This window comes from Amphritea sp., assembly GCF_050300915.1.
Taxonomy (GTDB): Bacteria; Pseudomonadota; Gammaproteobacteria; order Pseudomonadales; family Balneatricaceae; genus Amphritea.
The window spans coordinates 1-534 of record NZ_JBNKYN010000243.1 but is presented as its reverse complement, the minus strand read 5'-3'; the positions used below and the strand labels follow the sequence as shown (position 1 = coordinate 534).

The following is a 534-nucleotide window of genomic DNA, read 5'->3' as shown; positions in this document are numbered from 1 at the left end:
AATCATTGGTACGGTGCAGAACCTGCTGGTTACCTATGGCGGCAGGGTTGTCGGGGCGATCCTTGTCCTGATCATCGGTATGTGGGTAGCTAAGGCGATCAAGAATGGAATTGTAAAGGTGATGAAAAAAAGGTCGGTCGATCCCTCCTTGATTTCATTTCTTTCCTGCCTTGGCCATGTTGCCTTGCAGGTGTTTGTGGTGATTGCCGCCTTGGGCATACTCAACATTCCAACGGCGTCGTTTGTCGCCGTTCTTGGTGCCGCAGGTCTGGCGGTTGGTTTGGCATTGCAGGGTTCGCTTTCCAATTTTGCGGCCGGGGTGCTGATGATCATCTTCAAGCCGATCAAGGTGGGTGATTTTGTCGAGGCCGGTGGAGCTGTCGGCAGCGTCGAGGAGATCGGGATTTTTACAACGGTCCTGAAGTCGCCCGACAACAAGCGGATCATCGTGCCGAATTCAGGGGTAACCGGAAGCAACATCACGAACTTCAATGTCAACGGTACGCGGCGCATCGAGATTGTGGCCGGCATCAG

At 53.7% G+C, this 534-nt stretch carries 1 protein-coding gene; it reads left to right on the top strand.

The genetic code is table 11. The annotated features are described in order from the left end of the window. Nucleotides 1–534 (top strand): mechanosensitive ion channel family protein (locus tag ACQY8X_RS21205; RefSeq protein ID WP_428037108.1); only part of this gene is annotated, 534 nt, incomplete at both ends.